We start from the raw sequence: 26,562 nt of genomic DNA on the forward strand, positions 1-26,562 counted from the left end.
GGCCGAGAGGAAGGCCTTGAAGGCGTCGAGCGTATAGAGCTGCTCGCCGAGCGCGACGGGAATGGAGGTCGCCCTTGCCAGCGCGGCATGGCTCGCGACGTCGTCATACCAGAGCGGTTCCTCGAACCAGAAGATGTCGAGCGGGGCTGCCCGCGCGCAGAAGCGCAGGCAGGTCGGCAGGTCCCATTTTCCGTTGCCGTCGATCGCGATGCGCACGGACGGGCCGACCGCCGCGCGCACCGCGGTCAGCCGCTCGATATCCGTCGTCGGATCGTCATGGCCGACCTTGAGCTTGATGCGGGTGAAGCCGTCGACCTCGACGGCGCGCCGCGACCCGGCGACCAATTCGTCCTGGGTGAAGGAAAGCCAGCCGATATCGGTATTGTAGCCTTCGAGCCTCTGCGTGCCCTGTCCGCCCAGGAACTTCCACAGCGGCATCCCAGCCTTCTTGGCCGCGAGATCCCAGAGCGCGACATCGACTGCAGCCAGCGCGAGATGCGTGATGCCGGCGCGTCCGACCCATTGCAGGGCGGGATGGCGCGCGAGCTTGGTCCAGAGCCGCGTGCGGTCGTTCGCATCCTCGCCGATCAACAGCGGCGCATAGCAGTCCGAGATGCAACTGGTGATCAGCCTGTCCGAGGCCAGGTGGGAATGCGTCCCGGTGAAGCCGTAGCCCTCCAGCCCGTCATTGGTGCGGATGCGGGTGCCCACGACGCCCCAATGCGTGACGTTGTGGGTGGAGTCGGAGATCGAGCTCTGCGTCAACGGCAGATGCATGATGAACGGTTCGACGGCGACGATCTTCATCCTGTTCCTGTCCCTTGATGTCTTGGCCCAAGATTTCCTGGCCCCTGATTTCGAATTCGGCGCGGGCGGCAGCGAAGACCCTTGGAGTCTGTTTCGAAACTCGCTCCGGTGCGTCGGCTGGCGCGGATTTCGAGAACCGGAGCACAGCGGACTTCATGTCCGTGAGCACCGGAAGCGCAGAAAACCGCGTCAGACGGCCGCCGGAGTAGAGTTTCGGGACAGGCTCTCAGCGGGTCATCCCCATGAAGCGTGGCAGCCACAGCGTCAGCTCGGGAATGAAGGTGATCGCAAACAGCGCCGCAAAGAGCGGGATCAGCCAGGGCAGGATCGCCATGGTGGTCCGCTCGACGGACAGTCCCGCGACGCGCGAGAGCACGAACAGCACCATGCCGAGCGGCGGATGCAGCAGCCCGATCATCAGGTTGAGCGTCATGATCAGCCCGAAATGGATCGGATCGACGCCGAGCTTGAGCGCGATCGGCAACAGGATCGGCACGACGATGGTGATGGCGGCGATGGTGTCGAGGAAGCAGCCGATGAACAGCAGCAGCAGATTCACCAGGATCAGGAACACCCATTTGTTCTGGGTCAGGCCGAGTATGAGATCCGACAGGATCTGCGCCGTCTGCGAAACCGTCAGGAGCCAGGCGAAGATCGAGGCCGCGGTGACGATGAACAGCACGGAGGCCGTGGTCTCGATCGTGTCGAAGGTCGCCTTGGTCAGGCTGCGCATCGTCATCGAGCGATAGCGGACGAGGCCCAGGAACAGCGACCAGATCACGGCCGCGGCGGCGGCTTCCGTCGGCGTGAACCAGCCCAGCGTCATGCCGCCGATCAGGATGACCGGCGTCATCAGCGCCATCACCGCCGAGAAGTCGAAATAATAGTCCAGCGCCAAGAGCGCGGCGAGCGCCAGCCCGATGGCGAGGTTCTCCGACAGGCCCAGCCAGACCAGCCCATAGGCGAGGACGGGAAAGCCGAGCACGACGACAACCTCGACGCCGGCCGTGCCGAGGTCGCGCAGGGAGAACTTGGCGTCGGCGCCCCAGCTGTAGATGCGCGCGAAGATCGCGACGGTGGCCATCATGAACAGGGTCATCACCACGCCGGGGATGACGCCGCCGAGAAAGAGCGCGCCGATCGAGGTGTTCGACATCATGCCGTAGATCACGAAAGGCAGCGAGGGCGGGATGATCGGCCCCAGCGTCGCCGATGCGGCGGTGACACCGACCGCGACCTCGGTCGAGTAGCCATGGTCCTTCATCGCCTTGATCTCGATCGTGCCGATGCCGGCGGCATCCGCGATCGCGGTGCCCGACATGCCCGAGAAGATCACCGAGCCGATGATGTTCACCTGCGCGAGACCGCCACGCATCCAGCCGACGAGCGAGACGGCGAAGGCGTAGATGCGCCCGGTCACGCCGGCGATGTTCATCAGGTTGCCGGCCAGGATGAAGAACGGCACGGCCAGCAGCGGGAAGCTTTCGACGCCGGCGATCATGCGCTGGGCCAGGATGACGTCGGGCACCGTGCCGGAGATCAGGATGAAGGCGAGAGAGGCGACGGCCATCGCGATCGCGACGGGGACGCCCAGGATCATCAGGCCGAGAAAGGAGCCGAGGAGAATGAGCATGGCGGCCTCAGGCTTCCGAGCCGTCGAAGGCCGACGGTCTCTCGAGAACGGAATAGCCGCGCTGCCAGTTGAGCCAGGCGACATGGACGGAGCGCAGCGTCATCAGCGCGAAGGCGAGGACGACGGCATAGAACACCACCGCTTTCGGGAACTGGATCGTGGTCATCATCTCGTCGGGGATCAGCGAGGCGTAGCGGCGCATCAGCACGGTCGCATAGGCGAAGAAGCCGACGCGGACGATGTCGACGAAGCTGGCGAGCACGCGCCCCGCGCGTGGTGAGAGATAGCGGTAGAGGAAATCCACCTGGATATGGCGCGAGGCGCGCACGCACAGCGACGCGCCCAAGAAGACCACGATGATCAGAGCGTAGATCGCGATCTCCTCGGTCCAGGCGAAGCTGTCGTTGAGGACATAGCGGGTGAAGAACTGCAGGATGACGCAGCCGACCATCACCCAGAAGGCGGCGAGCGTGACCCAGTCCTCGATACCATACCCGCTGAGATCGGCGGGCGGTGGCGCTTCGTCGAAAACATGGGCGAGCTCGTCGCCGGTGACCTCGGTGTGGATTTCGGGCGTCGGTGTCATGGACGGGTCCAGCGGCGGGGTGGGGCTCGGCAAGAGCCGAGGGGGGAGACGACGCAGTGTCCGTCGCGATTCTCGCGCTCATGGCGAGCATCGCCATCCCAGCCACTGCGTTCGATCGATGAAGCGAAGACAATCATGGTCGGGACAAGCCCGACCATGACGGGACTACGCGGCCAGTCGCTGCGGGTCAGGAGCCCTGACCGTCCTTGATCGCCTGGATCTTCTCCCAGTCGGCCTTGCGGTAGCCGAACTGCTCGAAGGTGACGTTCTTCTGGACGTTGGCGAGGAACTCGGCCTTGTCGATCTCGGTGACCGAAATGCCCTTGTCCTTGAAGAACTGCACCAGCTTGATTTCGTCGGCCTGGATCTTCTTGGTGGTGCGCGCGGCCGCCTCCTGGGCGACGTCGCTGAAGATCTTGCGGTCTTCCGGCGAGAGCTTGTCCCAGAGCTGCTTGGAGGCGACCGTGTTGAGGTGATCGACGATATGGCCGGTCAGGATGATGTTCTTCTGCACCTCGTAGAACTTCTTGGCCTCGATGGTGTTGAGCGGATTCTCCTGCGCCTCGACCGTGCCGTTCTGCAGCGCGAGATAGACTTCGGCGAAGGCGATCGGCGTGGTGTTCGCGCCGCAGGCCCGCGGCATGGCGAGATAGGCCGGCACGTCGGGCACGCGGATCTTGAGGCCCTTCATGTCGGCGCAGGACTTGATCGGCCGGTTGGAGGTGGTGTGGCGCGTGCCGTAATAGCTCACGGCCAGGATCTGGTGGCCGCTCTTCTCCTGATAGCCCTTGGCCATCTCGGCGAAGACGTCGCTTTTGACATAGGCGAGCAGGTGGTCGGGCCCGCGGAAGGTGAAGGGGTAGTAGGTCACGCCGATCGGCGGGTAGGCGCGGGCTGCGAAGCTGGAGCCCGAGATGATCATGTCGACGGTGCCGAGCGTCAGGCCCTGGTTGATGTCGGTTTCCTTGCCGAGCTGCGAGGCCGGATAGACGGTGATCTCGTAGCGGCCATTGGTGCGCTTCTTGATCTCGTCGGCGGCCCAGACGGACTCGGTGTGGAAGGGCTCGGAGGTCTCATAGACATGGGCCCATTTCAGCTTGGTCTGGGCCTGCACTGGTGCGTTGAGCAGGCCGATGCCGGCGGCGAGCGCGGCAATGGTGACGAAGGTCTTCATGTGGCGTTCTCCCTGGGTCGCTTGCGATCGAGTTGCGTCATTTCTGCCGTGGCGGACGCGCGCTGACGCTCGCTCGTCCGCTTGAGATCTGGTTCCCGGAGGCATGGTTCTCGGAGGCATGCTTCTCGGAACTCTGGCCGTCGCCAAAGCTGCGCGAGAAACGCGCCTGCGAATTCTGGATGTGCCGGCGCATGGCGCGGCCGGCCGCCGCGCCATCGCGGGCGGCCAGCGCGTCACGGACGACGCCGTGCTCGGCCCAGGTTTCACGCCATGACTGGTCGTCTTCGAAATAGCGGGCCAGCCGCGCAAAATATGGGTTGATCCGCTGATCGAACAATTCGCCGACGCAGCGCACCAGCACGCCGTTGCCCAGCGTGCCGGCGATCGTGATATGGAATGCCCGGTCGAGCCGGATCAGTTCGTCGCTGCTGAGGCCCCCAGTGCCCATCTGGGACAGGATCGCGTCGAGTGCGGCGATGTCGCTGGGTGTGATGACTTTCGCCGCGTCCCGGCAGATGCCGCTCTCGATGAGCTCGCGGGCCTTGAGCAATTCGAAGGGGCCTTCGCCCTCGGGCTGGGCGGCCTTGCGGCGCGCGCCGGTCGGCTGATCGAGCACATAGATGCCCGAGCCCATCTTGATCCGCACGATCCCCTCGACCTCGAGCGCGATCAGCGCCTCGCGAACGGAGGGGCGGGAGACGCCGAGCTTTTCGGCGAGTTCGCGCTCGGGCGGGAGGCGCGAGCCCACGCCGAATTCGCGCCGCTCGATCAGCCCGCGCAGCTGATCGGCGATCTGGCGATACAGGCGCGGCGACTCGACCACTTCGAGCGGCAAAAACTCTCTCCCGGCGTTTCCTGGTCCCGACGTTGCGGGAATTTTGGCCAGTTGGTCAGGCCAATCGTGGCCAAGTGACCATTCGTTAGAGCGTGAGTCAAGGTCACGGAGCTGAACCGCCGGGGCGCGGCGACGCTGCGCAGCCAGTTCTGGGCCAAGCAGCAAATGGAGGTCATGCAGCGCTTGACGAATTAGGACGGTTGACCTAATCGACGATTAGGGCAATCGTCCTAATTCGGTTGGAGGCGAGCCTGTTCGGTTCCATTAATCTGCACGATTTGCCAGATCGTGTGGTCATGGCGCGTTGCCGCTTGAAGCGGCCGCCGTCGCAGCGAGGGCTAAGATGAGCCGCAACACCACTCGCCAGGAGATTGTCGCCGCCGCTGACGATCTCTTCTATCGGCACGGCTTCGACCACACCTCCTTTGCCCATATTGCGGATGCAGTCGGGATCTCGCGTGGCAATTTCTATCATCACTTCAAGACCAAGGACGAAATCCTCGATGCCGTGATCGAGAAGCGCGTCACGGACCGGGTGGCGATGATGGAGCGTTGGGAGATCGCCGGAGCCACGCCTGAGAAACGCATCCTGAGCTTCGTCTATATCCTCACTGTCAACGGCGACAAGATCATGCAGTACGGCTGCCCTGTCGGTACGCTGACGAGCGAACTCGCCAAGCTCAACCACGCCGCACGGGGCGAGGCGAACAGGGTCTTCGGGGTCTTCCGGAGTTGGCTCGCCCGGCAGTTCGCCGCGGCTGGCTGCGAGGAGACGCAGGCCGATCAGCTGGCGATGCATCTGCTGATGCGCAGCCAGGGCATCGCAACGCTGCTCAATGCCTTGCACGATACTCAGTTTGCCGCGCGGGAGATCGAGCTCATGCGCGAATGGGTCGGCGCAGCCCTCGCCCCAATCGGCGACAGCGCAAGGTCGGCGAAGACCGCCTGACCGGCACTGGTCGGTCGCTTTGATCATCGTGCCGCGGCGCTCCTTCCGCCTGCGGCGTTCTCTGCGAGGCAACACATGTTCGTCATCCTGCTACGGTTTTCGGCCAACAGATCCGAGGCGGCCCGTCTGATGGACGGCCACAACGCTTGGCTCAAGAAGGGCTTTGACGACGGCGCCTTCCTGCTGGCCGGCAGCCTGAAGCCCGAAGGCGGCGGCGCCATCCTCGCGCATGGGATGACGCGGGATGAGTTGATGGCCCGCCTTCAGCAAGACCCATTCGTCGCCGAGGACGTCGTCCGCGTCGAGCTCCACGAGATCGCACCCGGACGGGCCGACGAGCGGCTCGCCTTCCTGAAGGTAGCGGCATGAGCAACGTCACCATAGCGGGGCCGGACGGCCGCCCGCGTTGCCGGTGGTGCGCCGCCGCTCCGGAGTTTTTGCGCTACCACGACGAGGAATGGGGCTTCCCGGTCGCAGACGACGCCCGCCTGTTCGAGAAGTTGAGCCTCGAAGCCTTTCAGTCCGGGCTGAGCTGGCGCACCATTCTCGCCAAACGCGAGAATTTCCGCCGGGCGTTTCATGGCTTCGAGATTGCCCGTGTGGCGCGCTTTGATGCCGGCGACGTCGAGCGGCTGCTCGGCGACAGCGGCGTCGTCCGTCACCGCGGCAAGATCGAAGCTGTCATCAATAACGCGCGGCGGGCCGAGGAGCTCGTCCGGGAAGCCGGGTCACTCGCGGCCCATATCTGGCGGTTCGAGGCGGCTTCCATCCGGCCGGAGGAGGCGCAGACCCGATCGACCTCGCCGGAGGCCGTCGCGCTCTCGAAGGACCTCAAGAAGCGCGGATGGCGGTTCGTCGGACCGACGACGGTCTACGCCTTCATGCAGGCGATGGGCCTCGTCAACGATCATGCCGAAGGCTGTGTGATCCGCCCTGAGATCAACGCCGCATGCGTGGCCTTTGCGAGACCAACAGCTCCAAGAGCCGCTTAGGACTATACCGCTCCCACATACTCACCTCGAGCGGGATAGTCGTGCTTGATGATGAAATCGAGCGCCTGGAGCATCTCGGAAAAGTTCGGTCGCACGAAAGGCATCGATTGAACCGAGAGATAATAGATCGTCCGGTCAGGCTTGATCAGAAAGACCCCGGGCTCGGAGAACAGCGCAGGCTCTTCGACGCCGATCGAGGTCATGCCGCGTGAGGTTGAGATATAGAGACCCCATTCCCGAGCCTTCGCAAGCGGCAGACCATAGCCGAACCGCAGCTTGGCCGCGCCGATCTTGTCAGCCATCTGCTGGGCGCGATCCAGCGTATCGGAGCTTATGGCGATCGTCTCGACGCCTTTCTCCTGGAATGCGGGTGTCAGCCGCTCCAGCTCCTTCAGATAGTTCGCACAGATCGGGCAATGCAGACCCCGGTAGAAGCAGATCAGCGTAAGCCGCTCAGGGGTTGCGGTGCTGAGGTCGAAGGCGCTCTGACTGAGGGTCTCGACTTTGAGCTCGGGGGCGGTCTGACGTGGCAACAACATATGCCGTCTCCTTTTCTTAGCTTGAACGAGCACGGTTGTTCTGCCAGACTCTGAGGCATGCAGAGTACAGAAAACCTGATCCATAGTCCGAATGGGCGCGGTCGAGACCGTCTGGCTGCGTTCTTCGAGGCCTTTGCCGTCTCGACTTCGCTCATAGAGGCAGATGCGACCAAGGGCCGGGCGATCCTGTCCGTGGTCGGGCGCGGCTCCGAAATCACTCAGATCGTGCTGAATACACGCCAACCGGATGCGGTTTCTCCAAGCGTCCTGCTGAGTGTCGCGATCGACTTCGGGGGGACGGCAAATCCGCTCTTTAGCGCGATGCCTGCGCGTTTCGCTGTAGATCTCGACGATCAGCCCATCTTGAAGACCATCGCGGTGGCCTTTGTCGCCGAGGCCACCGGGCAGCGCTGCGGGCGGCAAGTGGCCGTCGACAGGCTGTGCGAAGTCGTACTCTTGCTTGTGCTGCGCCAGGCGATCGAGCGAGGCGACTCCCGTCCAGGCTTGCTTGCCGGACTCTCTCATCCGGGCCTGCAGCGCGCTCTGATCGCGATGCACGACCAGCCCTCGCACCCCTGGCGGATGGAGGAGCTGGCGGATATCTGCGGTATGTCGCGTAGCGCCTTCATGGCTGCCTTTCCGAAGGTGGTCGGAGTGACACCTGCCGCCTATCTGCAATCTTGGCGGATTGCGGTCGGTCAGCGCGCTTTGTTGCGAGGCGAAAGCGTGAAGTCTGTCGCTCGACGCTCCGGCTTCGCCAGCCCGGAGGCGTTCTCCCGAGCCTACTCCCGACGGTTCGGACATGCCCCGCGCAATGCCACAGGTCATCTCAACATCGGGCGCGAGGCGCAGCTGTAGCGTGCCCGCAGCGCCGACAGCCTGCTAAGCGCTACCGATCAGCGTCCCGGTCTGCTTGTCGAAGAGACGCAAAGCTGCCGCCTGGGCTCCGAATGCGACCGTCTCGCCGGGCCTGAAGGACGCCGTCGCGGGTGCGCGCGCCACCGCGCTGCCTTGCGGCAGGTCCAGCAGCACGAAGGTCTCCGGGCCATGCGGCTCGCAGACCCGCACCTTGCCTTCGATGCGGATGGGGAAGGGGGCCTCGCCCGCAGACGGCAGCTGCAGCTCCTGGGGCCTGATGCCGAGGATGACGGCCTGGCCGGGCGAGAGCGGTGGCAGCCCGGTGACGCGGGAGAGATCGACCGCGGCGCCGTTGGCCTCGGGCGTAAGCCCACCACCCGTCGCGATGGCGTCGATCATGTTCATCTCGGGCGTGCCGATGAAGCGTGCGGTGAAGATGTCGGCTGGCCGGTTGTAGAGCTCCATCGGCGAACCGACCTGCAGGATGGAGCCGTCGCGCATGACGACGATGCGGTCGGCCAGCGACATGGCCTCGACCTGATCATGCGTGACGAAGACGATGGTGCTGCCCAGGCGCTGGTGCAGCTGCTTGATTTCCAGGCGCATCTGCCCGCGCAATTGGGCGTCGAGATTGGACAGCGGCTCGTCGAACAGGAAGGCCACGGGATCGCGCACCATGGCGCGGCCGATGGCGACGCGCTGCCTCTGCCCGCCCGATAGCGCGGCCGGCCGCCGGTCGAGATAAGGTTCGAGGCTGAGCGTGCGGGCGGTCTCGCGAATGCGGTCCTGCTTCTGCGCCTTGGAGAGCTTTGATGTGTAGAGCCCGAAGCCGATGTTCTGCGCCACCGTCAGATGCGGGTAGATCGCGTAATTCTGGAACACCATCGCGATGTTGCGGTGCTTCGGCTCGTGGTCGTTGACCACCTCGCCGCCAATGCGCAGCGTGCCGCCCGAAATCGGCTCCAGCCCCGCGATCATCCGCAGCGTCGTCGATTTGCCGCAGCCGGAGGGGCCGACGAGAACGACGAATTCGCCGTCCTCGATGGTGAGGTCGATGCCGCGGACGGTGGTGATGGTGCCGTAGCGCTTGACGATCTGCTGCAGCTCGATGCGTGCCATCATGCACCCTCCGCAATCTCAGGGATGCGACGGTCGAGCTCGGCTGCGGCTTGCGCCTCACGCGCGGCGATCTGTTGGGCTTTTGTCTCGAAACCCGCCAAGGCCGCGCGATAACCCTCGAGCGCGCGGTCGAGCACTACGGGAGCCGGACCGCCGAAACGGTCCCGCACCGCGACGAAATGCTCGGGCGAGACCATCCGTGCGAATTGCGCCGCATCGGCGGCCGGCGCGCGGCCGACATGATGTTCGAAAGCCGTCTTGAAGGCGCTAAAGCCGTCTGTCGGAAGGTCGCCCGCCATCGCGACGACGGCGCGCGCGACATCGGCGGCGATCTCGTGGCCGAGCCGGAAAGACAGGCCTTCGCTGCGCACCAGCCAATCCGCCAGCTCGGTGATCGTGGCGCAGGAGCGGCTGAGATTGACGGCGACCCGGTCGGGATCGATCCGCCCCGCCTCGATCGTCGCGGTCATCAGGTCGAGCACGCGCAGCCCGGCGTCTATAGCCTGATAGCCCATCTCATGGGTTTCGGCCTCGCTGTCGGTCATGTCGGTGAAGGGGGTGTTGTGCATCACGTCGACGACGGCACGTGCACGGCCGCAGGTCTGGCTCGCGAGATGGCGCAGATGCTCGAACGGCACCGGATTGCGCTTCTGCGGCATGATCGAGGAGATCTGCACGAAGGCGTTCGGCAGATAGAGCTGGCCGACCTCGAAGCTCGACCAGAACTGGAAATCCTGGATCGGCCGGCCAAGATGCAGGAACAGGAGCCCGATGGCGCTGTAGGTCGAGGTCAGGTAGTCGGTGGCGGCGATGCAGGAATAGGCATTCTGCAGCGGGGCGGCGAAGCCGAGCAGCCAGGCCACGCGATGCCGGTCGATCGGGAAGCCGGAGGTCGTGATCGCGGCCGCTCCCATCGGGCTCAGGTCGACGATCGCGCGCGCCGCCTCGATCCGCTCGATATCGCGGATCAGCACCTCGATGATCGCGCCGAGATAATGTCCATAGGTCGTGGGCTGGGCCGGCTGTCCATGGGTATAGGCCACGATCAGGACGTCGCGGTCGCGCGTCGCGACCGCGATCAGCCCCGCCAGCAGGCGGCGGCATGCGGCGAGCAGCCCATCGATGCGCGGCTTCAGGCCGAGCTTGAGAAAACAATGGTCGATGTCGTTGCGCGAGCGGGCGGTGTGCAGCCGGCCGCCGATATCGGCCCCGGCGCGCTGCTTGAGCTCGCGCTCCATGTAGAAGAAGTAGTCCTCGACATCGCCGCCATAGGCGAGGGCGGCCGGGTCGATCTCCCGCTCCATCGCCTGCAGCGCACGCGCGATCGCCGCGCCCTGGCCGGCATCGAGGATGCCGGTTTCGACCAGCATGACGAGATGCGCGCGATCGATGCGGCGCAGCGCCTGCGCGTGGAAGTGGCGGGCGCCGTCGAAGAGCGGCTTCAGCACCGTCTCGCGATAGACCGGATCGGGAAAGCGCGAGTGGTCGTTGACCTGCAGTGAACCCATGGATCAGCCCTTGACTCCGGCGAGCATGACGCCGCGCACGATGTAGCGTTGGAAGAACAGGAAGATCGCCAGGGTCGGCAGGGTAGCGAGCGCCGCGCCCGTCATGATCAGCTCCCACTGGATCGACTGCTCGACCGCGAAGCTGGAGAGGCCGACCGGCAGCGTGTAGAGCGACGGGTCGGTCGTCACGATCAGCGGCCAGAAGAAGGCCGTCCAGTTGCCGAGGAAGGTGAAGATCGCCAACGCCGACAGGGCGGGCGTGACCAGCGGCAGCGCCACCTTCCACCAGATCGCGAACTCGTTGAGCCCGTCGACCCGCGCCGCCTCGAGGAAATCGTTGGGCACGGTCTCGAAGAACTGCCGCATCAGGAACACGCCGAAGGCGGTGACGAGGCCCGGGAACATGATGCCCAGATAGCTGTCGATCCAGCCGAGCTTGCTTGCCATCAGATACCACGGGATGACGAGCATCTCGGTCGGGATCATCAGCGTCGACAGGATCGCCAGGAAGACGAGGCGCCGGCCCGGAAACGTGAATTTGGCGAGCGTGTAGGCGACGAGGCTGTCGAAGAACAGGCAGGACAGGGTGACGACCGTGGCGATGATCGTCGAGTTCGCGAACCAGCGCACGAAGCGCCCGTCGGACAGCACCTTGACGTAGTTGGCAAGCGTCGGCTGGTCCGGGATCAGGCGCAAATCGTAGACATGGCCGGCCGATTTCAGCGAGGTCGAGAACATGAAGAGCAGCGGCGTGATCATGACCACGCCGCCGAGGAACAGGATGGTCCAGGCGACGATGCGGCCGGGACGCACACTGCCATAGGCCTGCAGGGACTGCGTCTGCGTGCTCATCTCAGCGGCTCCTCAGGATCCAGAGCTGCGCCATCGAGATCGAGAACAGGATCACGAACAGCACCACGGTCTGCGCCGCGGCATAGCCCATCTGGTAGGAGGAAAAGGCGGTCTGATAGATCATCAGCACCAGCGGCTTGGTCGAATTCAGCGGCCCGCCGGGATCGTTGCTGGTCATGTTGTAGACCTGGTCGAAGATCCGCAGGAATCCGATCGACGAGAACACGACGAGGAACACCGTCGTCGGCTTCAGCAGCGGGATGGTGATGCGCCGCAGGATCGCGCCTTCGCCCAGCCCGTCGATGCGCGCGGCTTCGTAATAGCTCGTCGGGATGGCGCGCAGGCCCGCCATGAAGATGATGATCTGGAAGCCGAGATGCGCCCAGATCGCGGTCAGCATGATCGCCGGCAAGGCCTGCTCGATCGAGCGCAGAAAGGGCTGGGCCGGGATGCCGAGCGAGCCCAGGATGCTGTTGATCACGCCGATCGGCGGGGGCTGGTAGAACCAGCGCCAGACCCAGGCCATCGCCGCGGCGGTCGTCAGATAGGGCAGGAAATACAGCGCGCGGATCAGCCCGTGCAGGACGGTGACGCGGTCGAGATAATAGGCGATGGCGAAGGACAGCACGATCGCGATCGGCGTGCCGAAGACGAGATAGGCGAAGGTGTTGCGAAACACCTGCCAGAAAACCGGGTCGGCGAAGAGCTTGCGGTAATTGTCGAGCCCGATGAAGCGGGCTTCGTTGAGCAGGTCCCAGTCGGTCAGCGAGAGATAGAACCCCTCCAGCGTCGGGTAGAAGCGAACGGCCGCGAAGAACAGGACGGGCAGGGCCAGGAACGTCCAGGCCCAGACGATCTGCTTCGTCGCGATCGACAGCCTTCCCCAGGGACCACTGAGGCCGGCGCTCCGGGGCGATGGCAGCGCGGTCATGCGCGATCCTCCTGTTCGCTCGCGGATCGATCGGCGCCTCTCACTTGCCCTTGAACTTGTCGAGGATGGCCTGCTCCCGCGTGGCGGCCGCTGCGAGCGCCTCCTTGATCGGCGTATTCTTCAGGAGCACGGCGTTGATCATGTCGATCGAGACCTGGCGCTGGGCCGCCTCGTCGACCATCGGCGGCGTCGCGGCATAGTCCAGGCCGCGGATGAACGGGCCGTAGATCGGGTCCTTGATGTTGGCCTCCGTCAGCGCCACCGCGCGGCGGGCCGGCAATTCGCCGACCTTGTCGAGCCAGATCGTCATCGCCTTTTCCGATGAGATGAAAGCCAGGAACTTCTCGGCCGCAGCGAGCTTCTCGCCGGTTGCCGAGGCGCCGATGGCGTTGGCGAAATAACTGCCGAAATTCGCTCTTTTGCCGTCCTGCGTCGGCAGCTCGGCGACACCCCATTTGAAGCCCTGAATCGTCTTGTAGGAGGCGACGCGGAAGGTGCCGTCGACCACCATGCCGGCCAGCCCGCCACGGAAGGCGGCCTGGCCTTCATCCATGAAGCCTTCCTGCCCGACGCGATGGAGCTTCTGCAGCCCGGTGTAGAATTCGAGCGATCTGGCGCCGGCTTCGCTGTTGTAGGCAACCTTGCTGCCATCAGTGCTGTAGGATTCGCCGCCATATTGGCGCAGCAGGATCTCGCGCCACCAGTTGTGGTCCTGTCGCGCGATATCGAGCGCCATGCCGACTTGCTGGAAGTTGCCTGCCGCATCGCGCTTGGTGATCGCCTGGGCTGCCGCCACCAGTTCGTCCAGCGTCTGCGGCGGCTTGTCCGGATCGAGCCCCGCCTTCTGGAACAGGTCCTTGTTGTAGAACAGCGCCATGCTGCGCACGGCCGTCGGCAGGCCGTAATACTGCCCGCCGCGCTTCATCGCCGAGACGATCGGGAAGAAGTCGCGCTCGATCTCGGTATCCTTGAAGCTGGTCTTCGGCAGCGGCTGCACCAGCTTGCCGGCGATGAACGTGTCCAGCCAGCCATAGAAGAGCTGCATCACGTCGGGTCCGCGGCCCGCCGCCTTCGCCGCGATCAGGCGCGTCTGATAGTCGGCATAGGGAAAGGTCACCTGCTTGACGGTGATCCCCGGATTTTGCGCCTCGAACTGCTTGATCACCTCGCTCATCGCCTGGACGCGGGTGTCGAAGACATATTGCCAGTATTGGATCTCGACCGCTCGGGCGCCGAGCGAGCTCGAGGACAGGATGCCGAGCGCGATGGCTGCGGCAAGCAGCGGCCGGCGCAGCGCCAGGTGGGCGATCGTCGCAAACCTCATCAGAATTCCTCCGGTACCTCACTGTTGACCAGTGTATTGTGCAAGCGCTTGCATGCTAGGACGCCGATAGCATTTGTCAATCGGGGTCGTTGCAGGCTAGATTTGCCGATGACAGTGGAGTTTTTACCTCTGGGCGCCCAGCCTCGCGATGACGGAAAGCAAGCGCTTGCATCAGAATGCCGCGGATTTGAAAAGCCTGGCGCTTGCGCTCGGGCTCTCGCAATCGACCATCAGCCGTGCCCTGCGTGCGCATCCCGGCATCCCCGAAGCGACGCGGCGCCGCGTGGTCGCGGCGGCGGAGGCTGCGGGCTATCGCCCCAATGCGCGCGCGCGCAGCCTCGCGACGGGCCGGACGGAGACCATCGGCCTGGTCTTCCCGCTCCAGCGCCTCCAGCTCCCGGAGACGAACTTCGTCGATGTCCTGGCCGGAATCTCGACGGCTGTCACCGCGCGCAACTACAACCTGCTGCTGTCGCCTTTCGAGGATGACGAGGCCGGCGTCCTGCGCAAGCTCGCCTCGTCCAAATCGGTCGACGGCGTGATCATCACCCGCCCCCTGGTCAGGGATCCGCGCATCGCCCTGCTCAATGCCTTGCGCCTGCCCTTCGTGGTCCATGGCCGCACGGAGGCGCAGGAGCCCTTCTCCTTCGTCGATACCGACAACGACAACGCCTTCGAGCGATTGACGAATCTGCTCCTCGATTACGGCCATCGCCACATCGTCGTGATCAACGGTCTCGCCCAGTTTCGCTATGTCGCCGCGAGGGCTGCCGCCTTCGAGCGCGCTTTCGCCGCGCGCGGGCTTGCAGCGCCACTCGACGCCATCGAGTTCGTCTCCATGACCGAGGCGACCGGCTACGAGACCGCGATGCGGCGGCTGGCGGATCCCGAGCCGCCCACGGCCTTTCTGTGCGGCTCGGTCTTCCAGGCGCGCGGCGTCTATCGTGCGCTCGCCGAGCACGGGCTGGCGGTCGGGCGCGATATCTCCGTCGCCTGCCATGACGATGGCGTCAGGGGCTGCAGCGCCATGGATCTCTCGCCGCCGCTCACCGCCACGGCGACATCGATCCGGGGCGCCGGCGAGGAGATCGCGCTGATCCTGATCGATCTGATCGAGCGGAAGGCGACCGCTCCCGTGCAGAAAATCCTGCCCTTCGAGCTCGTCCTGCGCAATTCGGTCGGGCTTGCGAAGCCGAGCGCGTGACAGGCGTGCAGGCCGGCCCGCGCGGGAACAAGGTCGTCTCTTCAACCTGGTTTTCAGGGCCTGGCAGAACTGCAAGCTCCGCTCCCGGCCCTGGCGGATCTTGAGGAGGTCCGCTGCCGGATGACTTACCTCTCCATCTTGTGCGGGCAGCCTCCTGGCAGCAGCCTGGCACCCGACTGTTCCGGTCGCAAACATCGACAGCCACTGTTTAGGAGTCCACAAACGACCCAGTAGCTGCCATCCATAGGCGCGCTGTCTCACCGGTGGAACATATGGACCTGCTCGCCTTAGCCGACTTCAATCTGGTCGCACGTCATGGCGGTTTCGGGCGCGCCGCACGCGCGGCAGGGCGCCCCAAGGCGACGCTCTCCCGCCGTGTCGCCGAACTGGAGAATAGCCTGGGCCTGCGCTTGTTCGAGCGTGGAGCGCGTGCGCTGAAGCTCACTCAGGAGGGAAAGGCCCTGCATGAGCGAACCAGTCCCTTGCTGACGGAAGTGGAGGAGACGGCCGCAGCGATTGCGTCGGGAGACGGGCCGCCGCGTGGAAATTTGCGGATCAGCGCGCCATTGCTCTTCTCTCAGCTTGCAATGGGTAAGCTGGCGGCTGGCTTCTCGCTCAAATATCCCGACGTAATCCTGGAGGCCACGACTGAAGACCGTGCAGTCGACATGGTCGAAGAAGGGTATGACTTGGCCATTCGCGTCAATCCGCGTTCCGATGAAAGCCTGGTCGGACGGATCTTCATGCGTGATCGGCTTGTGATCGTGGCGAGCCCGCAAATGGCGCGACCGCGAGACGGAGATGCCGTTGCGGCTGTGGTGCGGGGCTCGGAGAGAGGATTGTCGTCGTGGAACATCAAATCGGAGACGGGGCCGACGACGATCGCGTTCACCCCGGTGCTCAGCCTGTCCTCGCTCATCATGGTTCGCGATGCCGTCATCATGGGCGTGGGTGCCGCACGGTTGCCGGTATCGCTCGTAAGTCATGATCTGAGCGCCGGCACGTTGGTGCATTGGGCGGACGTGGATGGCCCGGATACTGCCTTGTGGACGCTCTACCCGTCGCGGCGCCTGTTGAACGCCCGCGTTTCCGCCTTCCTCGACCATCTGAGAGAAGCGTTCCCCAAAGGCACTCCCGACGAACTGGCAGCCTTCATCCGGATTTGAAAAACGCCGCAGTCAGCTTGCTGCCGGCCAACGCCGCTACCTCTGTCGCGGGGCCAGATTCATCCGCGGGCGCAAGCGGCGACGGCGCGGTCGCGGCTGCTGCAGTCCAATGAACTGCAGCAGCCGGCGCATCAGCCCGCAAGCCGCGGATAGTCGGTATAGCCGGCCGCGCCGCCGCCATAGAAGGTGGCTGGATCGGGTTCGTTGAAGGGCGCGCCCGACCGCAGACGCTCGACGAAGTCGGGATTGGCCAAAGCCCAGCGGCCGATCGAGGTCATGTCTGCCTGGTCCGAGACGATGTCCTGGTCCAGGGCTTCGCGTGTGCGCCCGAGCCGCAGCACCATCAGGGTCGTAGGCCAGAGGCGGCGGATGTCGGCGAGCTGCTCATCGCTGCCCCCGTACATCAGGTGGAGATAGGCCAGCTTCAGCGGTGCCAGCGCGGCGACCAATTCGCGATAGAGCGCAGCACTCTCCGGACCTTCATCAAGCCCGCCCAAAGGCAAGCCCGGCGAAAGCCGGATAGCGGTGCGATCCGCGCCAATCTCCTCGGCGACAGCGCTTGCCACCTCGACGGCGAACCGGATGCGGTTGGCGATCGGCCCGCCATAGGCGTCGGTCCGGTGATTGGCGTTGGGGGCGAAGAACTGGTGGACGATGTAGCCGTTGGCGCCATGGATCTCGACGCCATCGGCGCCGGCATCGATGGCAAGCCGCGCGGCCCGCCGGAAATCCTGCACCGTGGCAGCGACCTCCTCGGTCGTCAGGGCCCGCGGTTCTGGGATTGGCTTCATGCCGCCCGCAGTGAACATCTGCTCGCCGGGTGCAATCGCCGAGGGGGCGACAGGCTGACGGTGATGCGGCGTATTGTCCGGGTGAGACATGCGCCCGACATGCATGAGCTGCACGAAGATTTTCGCGCCTTTCGCATGAACCGCGTCGGTAACCTTGCGCCAGCCGGCGACGTGCTCGGGCGCATGGATTCCCGGCGTCGCGAAATAGCCCTGGCCATCGGCCGAAGGTTGCACACCTTCGGTGATCAGCAGCCCCAGCGAGGCGCGCTGGGCGTAATACTCGGCGGCGTGCTCGCCCGGTACGCCGTTGAACGCGGCGCGGCTGCGCGTCATCGGGGCCATGGCCAGGCGATGGGGCATGTCCATTTGGCCCAGGCGGATCGGGTTCCAGATCGTCGTCATGTTAAAATCCTTGCATCTTGAAGGGCGGAGATCAGCGGGTGAGGTCGGCAACGATCTTGCCGGGAGCGTGGCCGGTGCGGTTGCGCTCGATCGCCGCCGGCAGATCATCGAAACCCACCACTTCGGCAACAGTCGACTGCAGGGTGCCGGCGGCGACCTGCTGGGCGATTGCGGCCAGGCGCGCGGTGTCGGGCTTGTTCGATACAAAGATGCCGCGCCGACCCTGCGGTGCTCGCGAAACGACGTCCGGCGTGGCGATGCTCACGAGCAGGCCGTCCGGCGACAGAAGCGACCAGGATCGGTCGATGATATCGCCGCCGACGAGGTCGACGACGAGATCGATGTCGCTCAGAAGCCGTTCGAACGTCTGTTGCTTGTAATCGATCACCTCGTCCGCACCGAGGGCCCGGACATGCTGCAGGCTCTTGGTCGAGGCCGTGGCATAGACGCTCGCGCCGGCCGCCTTGGCGAACTGGACGGCAAAGCCCCCCACGCCGCCGGCCGCGCCATGGATCAGCACACGCCGTCCGGAGAGGCCGAAATCCGCGGCCTGAAGGACATGCCAGGCCGTCATCGCCGCGACCGGAATGGCCGCCGCCTCAATGTCCGACAGGGTTGCCGGCGTCGCGACGAGTTTTTCGGCGTCGATGACGAGATGGTCGGCATAGGCGCCGCAGCCGCCGAGCGCGGCCATGACGCGATCGCCTGGCTTCAGGCCTTCGACGCCGGGGCCGGTCCGCAGCACGACGCCGGCCATTTCGATGCCGAGGGTCGCGGGCAGCTCAAGCATGAAGATATTGCGGAGGTAGCCTTCACGGATCTTCCAGTCGAGGCCGTTCACTCCTGCAGCCTTGACCTGGACCAGAACCTTGCCGGGACCCGGCTCGGGCGCTGTTACGCGATCGACTGTCAGGGCTTCGGGGCCGCCATAGGCTTGCAGGCGTAAGGCCCGCCCGTCGGCAAGGGGGGCGGACGTGAAATCGCCGCGCTTGAAGTCAGCGGATTGGGTCATCTGGGCTCTCCTTCTTGTCAGAAGGTATGCGTTCGCAATTCGCGCCATAAGCCGTCGAAATTAGACGGTCCGTCTCACTGGAGAGACACTTGTTGGAGCGTCCCGGACGTCTTCAGTTTCGTATTTGTCCTCGCCCACCCGGCGCTTTCTCGCCCGCAATCCTGAGGTCGTCATCGCGACCGGCGGCAATTGGGGCGCGCTCGCTCCCGGGGGAGGCTGGGTCGGCCTGGGGCCGGGAGCCGCTGCCTTATCGTCCCGGCTACTGGGTCGTGCTCGACGAGAGACGCAATGGCGGCGGGCCTGCACCATGAAACGCGGCGGCCTGGAAACGCGACGGCCAGTGCCGATTTCGCGTGGCTGGCGGCTTTAGAGCAATTTCCGATCCAACTGAATCGGAACTTGCTCTAAGCGCTTGTTTTGTCGCGTTTTCTTTGCGCGAACCGGTATCCATTTCGCTCGAAAACGCTCCAGCCGGGCTTGAGGACGCTGAAGCTTGCTCGCGCGGCCTGTCGGATCTATCTATCGAGCGTCGGGGCGTCGCAGGCTCCCGGCGCCTCAAGACGGTTCCCCGTCCAAGTCCTGCTCGCGGTCGGCGCGTTCGCGCGCGGCCGGAGCACGATTGAATGGGAGCCGTTTTTTCATGTCCGAATCCAGAACTCACCTTGGCCGCGTCGCCATTCTGTGGCGGGGTGATGAAGCGGAACGCCGCAGCGCCACGCTCGCGACCAGCCGGTTCAAGGCCGTGTTCGCGGCGCTCGCCGATGTCGGCGTCAAGGCAGAACCCGTCGTCTACGAGGACGAATGCCTGGACGCCGTTCGCGCAGAGCTCGCCACGGTCGATGGCGTGCTCGTCTGGGTCAATCCGATTCATGAGGGGCGCAACCGCTCAAACCTCGACGCGCTGCTGCGCGAAGTCGCAGCGCGTGGCGTCTGGGTGAGCGCTCATCCCGATGTCATCCTCAAGATGGGCGTCAAGGAGGTTCTCCATCGAACCCGGATGATGAGCTGGGGTGGCGACACGGCGCTTTATCGAACAGCCCAAGCGATGCGCGCCGAATTTCCGGCCCGGCTTGCCGCTGGACCGCGCGTGATCAAGCGCAATCGCGGCAATGGCGGCCAGGGCGTCTGGAAGGTCGAGATGCTGGCAAGTGTTGAGATGCAGGCAAGTGTTGAGATGCAGGTAAGTCCCGCCAATCGGCCGATGGCGCGCGTGCTGGACGCCACCAAGGATGTGCCGGAGGAGCTGGCGCTGGATGCGTTTCTGGAACGCTGCGTCGCGTATTTCGAAGACGGCTGTGTGATCGATCAGGTTTTCCAGGCGCGTCTGAGCGAAGGCGTGGTGCGTTGTTATATGGCAGGCGATCGCTGCGCCGGCTTCGGGCATCAGAAGGTCAAGGCTTTGGTGGAGGCGCCAGCGGCGCGCGCGCAGGCCGGGCCGCGGCTCTACACGTCCAATGCCGAGCCGCGCTTTCAGCGTCTCCGCCGGTTGATGGAAGACGAGTGGACACCACAGCTCACCACTTTGCTGGGCATCCAGCAGTGCGACCTGCCGATGATCTGGGACGCAGACTTCATGCTCGGCCCGCCCGGGGAGGACGGCGCCGATGCTTACGTGCTTGGCGAGATCAACGTCAGTTCGGTGTTCCCGATCCCTGACGAGGCGCCTGCCGAGATCGCCAGCCGCGTCGCCGATCGGCTACGATCGAAGCTCTGAACGGGAGAGGCCGGCGGTTGTGACCGCTGGCCAGGTGGCGCGGCAATTGGGCCGCCAGACGCGACGGAGCCTCACCCGCGCCGCGCCGCCTCGATCGCGGCGACATCGATTTTCCCCATGGTCATCATGGCATCGAACGCGCGCTTTGCCCCGTCGCCGCCAGCCGCCAGGGCGTCGATCAGGGCGCGCGGCGTGATTTGCCAGGAAATCCCCCATTTGTCCTTGCACCAGCTGCAGGCGCTCTCCTGGCCGCCATTGCCGACGATGGCATTCCAATAGCGGTCGGTCTCCTCCTGATCGTCGGTGGCGATCTGGAACGAGAAGGCTTCGTCAGGCTTGAACGCGGGACCGCCATTGAGGCCCAGACACGCGACGCCGGCAACCGTGAATTCGACCGTCAGCACGTCGCCCGCCTTGCCGGAGGGGTAGTCACTGGGTGCACGGTGGACGGCGCCCACCGCGCTGTCGGGAAAGGTTGCCGCGTAGAAGCGGGCAGCAGCCTCGGCGTCCTTATCGAACCAGAGACAGATCGTGTTCTTTGCCATGATGCGTCCTTTCGCTGTGAAGCCGAGTTCTGGCTTTGTATCCCCAGCCGCCGTCTTTTTGAGTCAGGTAGCCAGGCGCATGTTTCGACCCAAGCGCCGGTCTTGCCCGGGCAACTCCGTTACGCCGTGGCGAGTTGCAGCGGAGATTTTGCCGGGAACGGCCTGAAGGTGGCCAGCACCAGCGTTGCCGCCAAGCCTAAGCCCCAGGACGCGACATAGAGCGGCGCGTAGCTCCCGAAATTGTCGTAGATCAGGCCGCCGAGCACAGGCCCCGTCGACATGCCGAGGCTGCCGGCCATCGCGGTTCCACCGATGATCGTGCCCATCATCCTCTGCGGGAAATTCTCGCGGATGATCACGGCGTAGAGCGGCATCGTGCCGGCGTAGATGAAGCCGACCAGGACGGCCACCGCATAGAAGCTGCCGAGCTGGCCTGCGAAGGCATAGGCGAGCACGCCGAAGGCCTGGGCCAGCAGCCCGGCGACAAGGACGCGCTGTGCCCCGAGCCGGTCGCCTGCAAGGCCGAAGCCGATGCGGCCGAACATGCCGGCCAGGCCTTCGACGCTATAGATCGAGACGGCCGCGACCATCGGGATGCCGCAGGTCACGGCATAGGCCACGGTATGGAAGATCGGCCCGGAATGCGTGGCGCAACAGAAGAAATTCGCCAGCATCAGGGTGATGAATTGCGGCGAGCGCACCGCCTGGCCAACCGTCATGCCAGGCTCGGCCGCGTCGTTGGAGGCCTGGGCCGGCTCATCGTCCTGCACTGGCGGCCGGCGCACCAGCAGCGCAGCCGGGATCATCAGCGCAGCCGCGATGCCGGCCATGATCAGCATGGCGCCACGCCAGTTGTGGATCGTGACCAGCCAGGCCGCGAGCGGGGCCATGGTCATCGGGGCCATGCCCATGCCCGCAGAAACCAGCGAGACCGCCAGGCCGCGCTGCGTATCGAACCAGCCGGTGACGCAGGCCATCATCGGCGCGAAGACGGCCGCCGTCGCCGCCCCGACCAGCAGGCCGAACAGCAGCTGGAATTCGATCAGCGAATCCGCCTGGCTGGCGAGGGCAAGGCTCGACGCCAGCACGATCGATCCGGTCAGGACCACGGGGCGTGGCCCGAACCTGTCGGAGAGGCCGCCCCAGACCATGCTGGCGGCTGCCATGGCGAGAAAGCCGATCGTCATGGCCGTGGAAATGCCGGTAACCGACCAGCCTGTGTCCTGTGCCATCGGCCGCAGGAAGACCGGCAGCGAGAACATGGCTCCGACCGCCGCGCAGCCGAGCAATCCACCGGCGGCGACGATCACCCATCGATAAGGACGGTCCATCCTGATCTCCGTGTTTATCGCATTTTCTTCACGCGAACCGCTGTCCGTTTCGCCCGAAGATGCTCTCATCCAAGAGTTAGTGCGGTTTTCGACCTGGCTGAACCGTCATTGCGAGAAGCGAAGCGACGAAGCAATCCAGGAGGACGTAGAGCTCTGCCGCTCCTGGATTGCTTCGCTGCGCTCGCAATGACGGGGCCGTGTTTCACTCAGATCGAAAATGGCTCTGGAGCAGGATCGATTGCAAAAAACCGGTTCCCACTCTTTCGCATCCTGCTCCAGGCATGACGGATCGGCCCTGGCAGCAAGCGCGGCCCTGACATCGAGCCGCGCCTGCCGCATGCGTCAGCCCTGCGGCTTCCAATCGGCGGAGGGAATGGTGTTGACCATCCAGGGGATGCCGAACTTGTCGATCAGCGAGCCGAAGCCCGGTGACCAGAAGGTCTCGCCGAAAGGCATGACCGCCTTGCCGCCCGCCGAGAGCAGCTCGAACCAGCGTTGGCCTTGTGCCTTGTCCGTGCTGTGCAGGGTGACGTCGAAGCCATTCTTCGGTTTTTCGATGTTGGGCGCCCAGGCGGCATCCATATCGGCGCCCATCAGGGCCTGATCACCGACCTCCAGCCAGCAATGCATCAGCCAGCTCTTATACTTCTCGCCGGTGATCGGCATGCCGGGAGGCGCGTCGCCATAAGGAAACGCGGCGGTGATCTTGCCGCCGAGAACCGCCGCGTAGAACTCGAACGCCTCGCGGCATTGCCCCTGAAAGCTCAAGCTGGTCACGATCTTCATGGTCTTCTCCCTGTTCGATCCACGTTTTTGTTCGATCCAAGCCCGTGTTCGATCCAAGCGTCGATGCGGATCGGCACGGTATCGATCGATGGCCGCTTTATTTAGTTGATATCAACCTATATAGTATCCCGATGTCAACCCGCCTGATGCACGCTGAAACCGAACCCTCTTTTGAGACGACGCTCCTGGTGCGCGATGCCTGCCTGTGCCTTCATGCACAACGGGCGGCCCGCGCGCTTGCACGGCGCTTCGATCTGGCGCTGAAGCCGCTCAGTATCAGCAGCGGCCAATTCTCGCTCCTGATGTCGCTGAACCGTCCCAAGCCACCAAGCCTCGGCAGCGTCGCCAGCTTGCTGGCGATGGACCGGACGACGCTGACCGCAAACCTCAAGCCGCTGGAGCGCCGCGACCTCGTCGAGACCAGTCATGACGGAGCGGACCGGCGGATCCGCCTGCTGTCCCTGACACCAGCCGGCAGGGCCGTGCTGACCGAAGCCGTGCCGATCTGGAAGCAGCTCCACGCGGTCATCGAAGCCGAATTGTCAGACTCAGGCCGCCTGCGTTCCGATCTGGTGCTGCTGTCCCGATGAGCGAATCTCTGCCGACTGGAGTTGAGCCGGTGTCAGCTTGGAGCCCGTTTGGACACTCCGCGAGCCCTCATCCTGAGGAGCGCTCCGCAGGAGCGCGTCTCGAAGGATGCTCCAGGAGGCTCCTGTGCACGCTGGAGCATCCTTCGAGACGCCGCTTCGCGGCTCCTCAGGATGAGGGCTAGAGTTTCCAAACGGCCTCTTATGGTACCGAGCGCCCCGATGGGCTCGGCACCCATCGATATGTGCGGCCCAATTCGTCGCCAGCACTGCTATAGATGCCCCGCAGAGCAGGAGCAGATCATGACCGAGCGGTTTGAACGGCATCGCCAGCCCTGGACCTATGAGGAACTCGAGAAGCTGAAATTGCTCGCCAGGAAGGGCATGGCACTGAAGGCGATTGCGAAAGCGATGACCCGCAGCGAGGAATCCATCAAGGACCGCGCCAAACTCGACGGCATCGCGATCGCCAAGCTCCGTTAGAGCGTTTTCGAGCGAAGTGGACACCGGTTCGCATAAAGAAAACGTCCTAGGCCGCCTTATCGCGGCCAACCGCCTGAATCTTGTCCCAGACATGTTCGTGCCCGGGAATATCGAGATCGAAAACGGTCTCGAGCGTGTCCGCGAGATGGTCCGCGCTGGTGATGCGCTGTTCGCGAATGCCGCCGGGTGTCACGCTGCGCAGGCGATCATTCTGCAAGGCGACATAGCCATCCGCGGTGTGACGCAGGACCGCCAACGCGTTTGTGAATGGCGAGCCGGGATCCTGTGTCAGCCAGCGATGGGTGGCGGCCATGGCGGCCTCGTCGCCGTGGTCGGCCCGGAAATCGAAACTGCGCGCGATGCCGTGCGTGTGATTGTTGAAGCGCAGCCAGCCGTCCTGCGTCGGACTGATCGAAAAATCGAAACCGCGCTGACGGATCGGTCCCACCGCAAGCGGCACGGGTTCGATGATGGCGTCGGCCACGCCGACCTCCGCGAGATAGGGGCGGTCGAGATCGACACGCAGGGTCAGGTGATTGCCGATGGCGATGTCGCCTAATTTTTCGCGGTCGACGCCACCGCAGAGACGGGCCACCCGGAAGCCGAGCGCATCGAGCGCTGCGCCGAAGAGGCCGTTCATCTCGTAGCACCAGCCGCCGCGCCGGCCCTCCACCATCTTGGCGAAGGCGGCTGCCGGAGTGACCGAGGATGGCCATCCCATGAAGGCGTCCAGCGCCTCCCAGGTGAAGCTCATGAGGTGGGCGCGGTGGAGTTTCGACAGGCTGGAAAGGTCAAGAGAGATCGGCTGGTCGACCCCGATCCTTGCGAGATAGGCGTCCAGCTGGCTGGCTGTCAGGGTCATTCCGTTTTGGTTTGAAGGCACGTGCGTCATCCCTGGGACTCCTCTCTATGGAGCGTTGGTGCGGTTCTCGGCGCTGTGTTTCAGGGGGCGTCCCGCGGGCGTTTCGCCATCGCTGGGTGATGCCGGCTGCGTGAATCTCGTCATTCTGGGCCTCCACCTGCTTGGGGACGCCCATCGCCTACGCCGTGCCGTGTCCTATGATAAGATCGATAAATTAGCATCATTGTATGGATATTTTATCTCATGAAGACGCTGGATCCACTTGATGGGATTGCCGCCTTTCTGATGGTTGCAACACATCTGAGTTTCTCAAAGGCGGCGGACGAGCTCGGCATGTCGCGCGCAACGGTAGGGGCGCAGGTCAGACAGCTCGAGGATCGCCTCGGTATCCGCCTCTTTCAGAGATCGACGCGCAAGATCGCTCTGACTGAGGCGGGCGCGGCCTATCGGGAGGCGCTCTCGGGAATTCTGCCGCAGATACGGGAGGCGGAACGCGCGGCAGTCTCGTTTCAGAAGGAGGCTGTCGGCAGGCTGCGGGTCTCTGCGCCGCCCGACCTCGGGCAGATGGTGATCGTGCCGGCGGTCGCCGAGTTCCTTAAGCTCAACCCGGCTGTCTCCATTGAGCTCGATCTCTCACATCGCACCGTGAACCTGATCGAGGAGGGCTTCGATCTTGCCATCCGAGGGCGTCTGTCGGTCGACCACAATCTCATCACGCGACAGCTCGCCACCTCGTCGATCGTGATCGCCGCCTCGCCGGACTATCTAGCCGACCATGGCGCGCCGGAGACGCCTTACGATCTCAGCCGCCATTCCTGCCTCCATTTTGCCGAACTGCGATGGGGCCGGATCTGGCCGTTCAGCCGGAACGGCGAAGAGCTTCGTATCCCGATCGTGCCCCGCCTGGAGTTAAATCACAGCCTGGGCCTGCGCGACGCCGCATTGCTCGGGATTGGGATCGTCCTTCTGCCCGACTTCATTGTCGGCGAGGATATCAAGCAGGGTCGGTTGGTACGCCTTCTCGCCGGCTGGGACATCACCACGATACAGCTGCAAGCGGTCTATCCGGCCAACCGCCATATTGCAGTGAAGGTCCGACGCTTCGTCTCGTTCTTAGCGGGCAAACTGCGGCCGTGACGCACGAAGGAGGCGAGTGGATCAGGACGGCCGTGCCAAGGCCTGATCGCAATGTCGACCGCGGCGGCTTCTACGACCAGGGGGCCGCTCCGACGACCGAGGCGCCAAGAGTGCCAGCGATGACCCGCAGCGAAGAATCCATCAAGGACCGCGCCAAACCCGATGGCATCGCGATCGCCAAGCTCCGTTGAGCGTTTTCGAGCGGCACAAGCGAGACGAGAGCAGCAGGTCGTTTGTTCACCTGCGTCGCGTAAGCCTCAGCCTGGCGCAGGGGCGGCCCGGGTGTTCATCGCCGCCACCACGGATTGTAGTTCGGTGACGAAGCCGGCCACGGCCGGATTGCGCCGCTCGCCGCTGCGGCAGCCGAAATCTCCGCTTTCCCAGGGCGCCTAGCTGCCGCTCATGGCCCTTTGCTGACCTTGGCAAAGTCCGGTT

Annotated in this window: 28 protein-coding genes; 11 read left to right on the forward strand and 17 right to left on the reverse strand. The window is 64.5% G+C overall.

Annotated elements, in window-relative coordinates; genetic code table 11:
* The 5 genes from ACSQ3P_RS24345 to ACSQ3P_RS24365 form a co-directional block, all read right to left on the reverse strand.
* The coding region (locus tag ACSQ3P_RS24345; RefSeq protein WP_436168050.1) for a mandelate racemase/muconate lactonizing enzyme family protein at positions 1-807 on the reverse strand (807 nt) is incomplete at its 3' end.
* A 226-nt stretch (positions 808-1,033) separates the two neighbouring features.
* The gene (locus ACSQ3P_RS24350) at positions 1,034-2,440 is read right to left on the reverse strand and encodes a TRAP transporter large permease (RefSeq protein ID WP_436168051.1); all 1,407 of its coding nucleotides are present in this window, start codon (positions 2,438-2,440) and stop codon (positions 1,034-1,036) included.
* Between the two features lie 7 nt (positions 2,441-2,447).
* A complete protein-coding gene (locus tag ACSQ3P_RS24355; protein WP_436168052.1) occupies positions 2,448-3,026 on the reverse strand; it encodes a TRAP transporter small permease in 579 nt (192 codons plus the stop codon).
* A gap of 187 nt (positions 3,027-3,213) precedes the next feature.
* Positions 3,214-4,200 carry a sialic acid TRAP transporter substrate-binding protein SiaP gene (locus ACSQ3P_RS24360; RefSeq protein ID WP_436168053.1) on the reverse strand — a complete coding sequence of 329 codons (987 nt, stop codon included), beginning with the start codon at positions 4,198-4,200 and terminating at the stop codon, positions 3,214-3,216.
* Positions 4,201-4,237: 37 nt separating this feature from the next.
* On the reverse strand, positions 4,238-5,035 hold the full coding sequence (locus ACSQ3P_RS24365) for a FadR/GntR family transcriptional regulator (protein WP_436168054.1): 798 nt from the start codon (positions 5,033-5,035) through the stop codon (positions 4,238-4,240).
* Between the two features lie 343 nt (positions 5,036-5,378).
* Between ACSQ3P_RS24365 and ACSQ3P_RS24370 the strand changes: the two genes are divergently transcribed.
* The 3 genes from ACSQ3P_RS24370 to ACSQ3P_RS24380 all read left to right on the forward strand — a co-directional run bounded on the left by ACSQ3P_RS24370 (position 5,379) and on the right by ACSQ3P_RS24380 (position 6,976).
* The gene (locus ACSQ3P_RS24370; protein WP_436168055.1) at positions 5,379-5,984 is read left to right on the forward strand and encodes a TetR/AcrR family transcriptional regulator; all 606 of its coding nucleotides are present in this window, start codon (positions 5,379-5,381) and stop codon (positions 5,982-5,984) included.
* Between the two features lie 75 nt (positions 5,985-6,059).
* Entirely contained in the window at positions 6,060-6,353 is a 294-nt protein-coding gene (locus ACSQ3P_RS24375; RefSeq protein WP_436168056.1) for a YciI family protein, read from the forward strand.
* A complete protein-coding gene (locus tag ACSQ3P_RS24380; RefSeq protein ID WP_436168057.1) occupies positions 6,350-6,976 on the forward strand; it encodes a DNA-3-methyladenine glycosylase I in 627 nt (208 codons plus the stop codon). The genes ACSQ3P_RS24375 and ACSQ3P_RS24380 overlap by 4 nt, the downstream gene beginning before the upstream one ends.
* Before the next feature lie 2 nt (positions 6,977-6,978).
* On the opposite strand, the gene ACSQ3P_RS24385 is transcribed toward ACSQ3P_RS24380, so the two are convergent.
* Entirely contained in the window at positions 6,979-7,515 is a 537-nt protein-coding gene (locus ACSQ3P_RS24385) for a peroxiredoxin-like family protein (protein WP_436168274.1), read from the reverse strand.
* Between the two features lie 57 nt (positions 7,516-7,572).
* On the opposite strand from ACSQ3P_RS24385, the gene ACSQ3P_RS24390 reads away from it, so the two are divergent.
* Positions 7,573-8,373: a helix-turn-helix domain-containing protein gene (locus ACSQ3P_RS24390; RefSeq protein ID WP_436168058.1), complete on the forward strand. Its 801-nt coding sequence runs from the start codon at positions 7,573-7,575 to the stop codon at positions 8,371-8,373.
* A gap of 24 nt (positions 8,374-8,397) precedes the next feature.
* On the opposite strand, the gene ACSQ3P_RS24395 is transcribed toward ACSQ3P_RS24390, so the two are convergent.
* The 5 genes from ACSQ3P_RS24395 to ACSQ3P_RS24415 are packed head-to-tail and all read right to left on the reverse strand — an operon-like array spanning position 8,398 to position 14,107.
* Positions 8,398-9,492: an ABC transporter ATP-binding protein gene (locus ACSQ3P_RS24395; RefSeq protein WP_436168059.1), complete on the reverse strand. Its 1,095-nt coding sequence runs from the start codon at positions 9,490-9,492 to the stop codon at positions 8,398-8,400.
* On the reverse strand, positions 9,492-11,000 hold the full coding sequence (locus ACSQ3P_RS24400) for an argininosuccinate lyase (protein WP_436168060.1): 1,509 nt from the start codon (positions 10,998-11,000) through the stop codon (positions 9,492-9,494). The genes ACSQ3P_RS24395 and ACSQ3P_RS24400 overlap by 1 nt, the downstream gene beginning before the upstream one ends.
* A 3-nt stretch (positions 11,001-11,003) precedes the next feature.
* Positions 11,004-11,852, reverse strand: a complete 849-nt coding sequence (locus ACSQ3P_RS24405) for a carbohydrate ABC transporter permease (RefSeq protein ID WP_436168061.1) — start codon at positions 11,850-11,852, stop codon at positions 11,004-11,006.
* A gap of 1 nt (position 11,853) precedes the next feature.
* On the reverse strand, positions 11,854-12,783 hold the full coding sequence (locus tag ACSQ3P_RS24410) for a carbohydrate ABC transporter permease (RefSeq protein ID WP_436168062.1): 930 nt from the start codon (positions 12,781-12,783) through the stop codon (positions 11,854-11,856).
* A gap of 40 nt (positions 12,784-12,823) precedes the next feature.
* Positions 12,824-14,107, reverse strand: coding sequence for an extracellular solute-binding protein (locus ACSQ3P_RS24415; RefSeq protein WP_436168063.1), 1,284 nt, complete (start codon positions 14,105-14,107; stop codon positions 12,824-12,826).
* A 166-nt stretch (positions 14,108-14,273) separates the two neighbouring features.
* Here ACSQ3P_RS24415 and ACSQ3P_RS24420 point away from each other — a divergent pair, with 166 nt between their 5' ends.
* Complete coding sequence (locus ACSQ3P_RS24420) at positions 14,274-15,311, forward strand: substrate-binding domain-containing protein (protein ID WP_436168064.1); 1,038 nt, start codon at positions 14,274-14,276, stop codon at positions 15,309-15,311.
* 272 nt (positions 15,312-15,583) lie between these two features.
* The gene (locus ACSQ3P_RS24425) at positions 15,584-16,477 is read left to right on the forward strand and encodes a LysR family transcriptional regulator (protein ID WP_436168065.1); all 894 of its coding nucleotides are present in this window, start codon (positions 15,584-15,586) and stop codon (positions 16,475-16,477) included.
* A 131-nt stretch (positions 16,478-16,608) separates the two neighbouring features.
* Here ACSQ3P_RS24425 and ACSQ3P_RS24430 read toward each other — a convergent pair whose 3' ends face one another.
* Positions 16,609-17,670: an alkene reductase gene (locus tag ACSQ3P_RS24430; protein WP_436168066.1), complete on the reverse strand. Its 1,062-nt coding sequence runs from the start codon at positions 17,668-17,670 to the stop codon at positions 16,609-16,611.
* Positions 17,671-17,701: 31 nt separating this feature from the next.
* Positions 17,702-18,682: an NADP-dependent oxidoreductase gene (locus ACSQ3P_RS24435; RefSeq protein ID WP_436168067.1), complete on the reverse strand. Its 981-nt coding sequence runs from the start codon at positions 18,680-18,682 to the stop codon at positions 17,702-17,704.
* Between the two features lie 640 nt (positions 18,683-19,322).
* Between ACSQ3P_RS24435 and ACSQ3P_RS24440 the strand changes: the two genes are divergently transcribed.
* On the forward strand, positions 19,323-20,396 hold the full coding sequence (locus ACSQ3P_RS24440; RefSeq protein WP_436168068.1) for a Cj0069 family protein: 1,074 nt from the start codon (positions 19,323-19,325) through the stop codon (positions 20,394-20,396).
* 71 nt (positions 20,397-20,467) lie between these two features.
* Here ACSQ3P_RS24440 and ACSQ3P_RS24445 read toward each other — a convergent pair whose 3' ends face one another.
* From ACSQ3P_RS24445 to ACSQ3P_RS24455, 3 genes are all read right to left on the reverse strand, one after another.
* Positions 20,468-20,941, reverse strand: a complete 474-nt coding sequence (locus tag ACSQ3P_RS24445) for a VOC family protein (RefSeq protein ID WP_436168069.1) — start codon at positions 20,939-20,941, stop codon at positions 20,468-20,470.
* 119 nt (positions 20,942-21,060) lie between these two features.
* The gene (locus tag ACSQ3P_RS24450; RefSeq protein WP_436168070.1) at positions 21,061-22,272 is read right to left on the reverse strand and encodes an MFS transporter; all 1,212 of its coding nucleotides are present in this window, start codon (positions 22,270-22,272) and stop codon (positions 21,061-21,063) included.
* Between the two features lie 342 nt (positions 22,273-22,614).
* Positions 22,615-23,058, reverse strand: coding sequence for a VOC family protein (locus ACSQ3P_RS24455; protein ID WP_436168071.1), 444 nt, complete (start codon positions 23,056-23,058; stop codon positions 22,615-22,617).
* A 146-nt stretch (positions 23,059-23,204) separates the two neighbouring features.
* Between ACSQ3P_RS24455 and ACSQ3P_RS24460 the strand changes: the two genes are divergently transcribed.
* On the forward strand, positions 23,205-23,648 hold the full coding sequence (locus ACSQ3P_RS24460; protein WP_436168275.1) for a MarR family winged helix-turn-helix transcriptional regulator: 444 nt from the start codon (positions 23,205-23,207) through the stop codon (positions 23,646-23,648).
* 300 nt (positions 23,649-23,948) lie between these two features.
* On the forward strand, positions 23,949-24,128 hold the full coding sequence (locus tag ACSQ3P_RS24465; RefSeq protein WP_092177151.1) for a hypothetical protein: 180 nt from the start codon (positions 23,949-23,951) through the stop codon (positions 24,126-24,128).
* A gap of 46 nt (positions 24,129-24,174) precedes the next feature.
* Here the strand turns inward: ACSQ3P_RS24465 and ACSQ3P_RS24470 are convergent, their stop codons facing one another.
* The gene (locus ACSQ3P_RS24470) at positions 24,175-25,020 is read right to left on the reverse strand and encodes an arylamine N-acetyltransferase family protein (RefSeq protein ID WP_436168072.1); all 846 of its coding nucleotides are present in this window, start codon (positions 25,018-25,020) and stop codon (positions 24,175-24,177) included.
* 213 nt (positions 25,021-25,233) lie between these two features.
* Between ACSQ3P_RS24470 and ACSQ3P_RS24475 the strand changes: the two genes are divergently transcribed.
* Both ACSQ3P_RS24475 and ACSQ3P_RS24480 read left to right on the forward strand, forming a co-directional pair.
* Positions 25,234-26,127: a LysR substrate-binding domain-containing protein gene (locus ACSQ3P_RS24475; RefSeq protein WP_436168073.1), complete on the forward strand. Its 894-nt coding sequence runs from the start codon at positions 25,234-25,236 to the stop codon at positions 26,125-26,127.
* Between the two features lie 32 nt (positions 26,128-26,159).
* Positions 26,160-26,318, forward strand: a complete 159-nt coding sequence (locus ACSQ3P_RS24480) for a hypothetical protein (protein WP_436168074.1) — start codon at positions 26,160-26,162, stop codon at positions 26,316-26,318.
* The last annotated feature ends 244 nt before the right edge of the window (positions 26,319-26,562 follow it).

Origin of the sequence: Allobosea sp. LjRoot9, from assembly GCF_964252745.1 — a bacterium.
In the GTDB taxonomy this organism is placed as follows: Bacteria; Pseudomonadota; Alphaproteobacteria; order Rhizobiales; family Beijerinckiaceae; genus Allobosea.

Bases quoted from the DNA above. Each gene is read 5' to 3' on its own strand.
- ACSQ3P_RS24475 (WP_436168073.1), top strand. From the start codon at position 25,234: ATGAAGACGCTGGATCCACTTGATGGGATTGCCGCCTTTCTGATGGTT.
- ACSQ3P_RS24435 (WP_436168067.1), bottom strand. From the start codon at position 18,682: ATGACCCAATCCGCTGACTTCAAGCGCGGCGATTTCACGTCCGCCCCC.
- ACSQ3P_RS24465 (WP_092177151.1), top strand. From the start codon at position 23,949: ATGACCGAGCGGTTTGAACGGCATCGCCAGCCCTGGACCTATGAGGAA.
- ACSQ3P_RS24455 (WP_436168071.1), bottom strand. From the start codon at position 23,058: ATGAAGATCGTGACCAGCTTGAGCTTTCAGGGGCAATGCCGCGAGGCG.
- ACSQ3P_RS24400 (WP_436168060.1), bottom strand. From the start codon at position 11,000: ATGGGTTCACTGCAGGTCAACGACCACTCGCGCTTTCCCGATCCGGTC.
- ACSQ3P_RS24355 (WP_436168052.1), bottom strand. From the start codon at position 3,026: ATGACACCGACGCCCGAAATCCACACCGAGGTCACCGGCGACGAGCTC.
- ACSQ3P_RS24460 (WP_436168275.1), top strand. From the start codon at position 23,205: ATGCACGCTGAAACCGAACCCTCTTTTGAGACGACGCTCCTGGTGCGC.
- ACSQ3P_RS24430 (WP_436168066.1), bottom strand. From the start codon at position 17,670: ATGACGACGATCTGGAACCCGATCCGCCTGGGCCAAATGGACATGCCC.
- ACSQ3P_RS24445 (WP_436168069.1), bottom strand. From the start codon at position 20,941: ATGGCAAAGAACACGATCTGTCTCTGGTTCGATAAGGACGCCGAGGCT.
- ACSQ3P_RS24370 (WP_436168055.1), top strand. From the start codon at position 5,379: ATGAGCCGCAACACCACTCGCCAGGAGATTGTCGCCGCCGCTGACGAT.
- ACSQ3P_RS24415 (WP_436168063.1), bottom strand. From the start codon at position 14,107: ATGAGGTTTGCGACGATCGCCCACCTGGCGCTGCGCCGGCCGCTGCTT.
- ACSQ3P_RS24375 (WP_436168056.1), top strand. From the start codon at position 6,060: ATGTTCGTCATCCTGCTACGGTTTTCGGCCAACAGATCCGAGGCGGCC.
- ACSQ3P_RS24360 (WP_436168053.1), bottom strand. From the start codon at position 4,200: ATGAAGACCTTCGTCACCATTGCCGCGCTCGCCGCCGGCATCGGCCTG.
- ACSQ3P_RS24425 (WP_436168065.1), top strand. From the start codon at position 15,584: ATGGACCTGCTCGCCTTAGCCGACTTCAATCTGGTCGCACGTCATGGC.
- ACSQ3P_RS24410 (WP_436168062.1), bottom strand. From the start codon at position 12,783: ATGACCGCGCTGCCATCGCCCCGGAGCGCCGGCCTCAGTGGTCCCTGG.
- ACSQ3P_RS24450 (WP_436168070.1), bottom strand. From the start codon at position 22,272: ATGGACCGTCCTTATCGATGGGTGATCGTCGCCGCCGGTGGATTGCTC.
- ACSQ3P_RS24380 (WP_436168057.1), top strand. From the start codon at position 6,350: ATGAGCAACGTCACCATAGCGGGGCCGGACGGCCGCCCGCGTTGCCGG.
- ACSQ3P_RS24405 (WP_436168061.1), bottom strand. From the start codon at position 11,852: ATGAGCACGCAGACGCAGTCCCTGCAGGCCTATGGCAGTGTGCGTCCC.
- ACSQ3P_RS24470 (WP_436168072.1), bottom strand. From the start codon at position 25,020: ATGACGCACGTGCCTTCAAACCAAAACGGAATGACCCTGACAGCCAGC.
- ACSQ3P_RS24350 (WP_436168051.1), bottom strand. From the start codon at position 2,440: ATGCTCATTCTCCTCGGCTCCTTTCTCGGCCTGATGATCCTGGGCGTC.
- ACSQ3P_RS24390 (WP_436168058.1), top strand. From the start codon at position 7,573: ATGCAGAGTACAGAAAACCTGATCCATAGTCCGAATGGGCGCGGTCGA.
- ACSQ3P_RS24395 (WP_436168059.1), bottom strand. From the start codon at position 9,492: ATGGCACGCATCGAGCTGCAGCAGATCGTCAAGCGCTACGGCACCATC.
- ACSQ3P_RS24440 (WP_436168068.1), top strand. From the start codon at position 19,323: ATGTCCGAATCCAGAACTCACCTTGGCCGCGTCGCCATTCTGTGGCGG.
- ACSQ3P_RS24385 (WP_436168274.1), bottom strand. From the start codon at position 7,515: ATGTTGTTGCCACGTCAGACCGCCCCCGAGCTCAAAGTCGAGACCCTC.